We start from the raw sequence: 431 nt of genomic DNA on the forward strand, positions 1-431 counted from the left end.
CTACAAAGATAAAGACGAAAGTATTGTTCAAATTTCATGTACTGTTGCATATGAAAGAGTAAAAACACAATACGGCTTATTTGGAGATGAAGCCAAAGGTATTAGTTTTAAGAAAAATAGCTTTGAAAGTCTTGGTGGCGGCAATAGATTTGTCTTAATAAACGGCAAATTTGAAAGAGTAAGCAAGGAGAAATAATGCAAACTAAAAGATCAAGCAAAGAGCTAATAAATTGTTCTAAAGACTACATAGACATTGCTGATGCTTCTTATGCTCTTTTACATAACTTTTTTGAGAATGAAAGAAATAAACTAAACAATAGCTTCAATCAATAAAAAATTTAACAATCTACAAATAAAACATAATAAATTAATAATATTATAATTTCAAAGACAATAAAATAAGCAAAATAAATTTTCTAAAAGGATATAGG

1 protein-coding gene and 1 pseudogene are annotated in these 431 nt (G+C 26.7%); both read left to right on the plus strand.

Going from position 1 to position 431, the window contains the following annotated elements:
- Positions 1-196, plus strand: a pseudogene (locus tag CYP84_RS10795) (tRNA 2-selenouridine synthase); the annotation flags it as partial.
- Entirely contained in the window at positions 196-333 is a 138-nt protein-coding gene (locus CYP84_RS07245) for a hypothetical protein (protein WP_180996398.1), read from the plus strand. The pseudogene CYP84_RS10795 and the gene CYP84_RS07245, both read left to right, overlap by 1 nt.
- The last annotated feature ends 98 nt before the right edge of the window (positions 334-431 follow it).

The organism is Campylobacter concisus (assembly GCF_002912425.1).
GTDB lineage: Bacteria > Campylobacterota > Campylobacteria > Campylobacterales > Campylobacteraceae > Campylobacter_A > Campylobacter_A concisus_AH.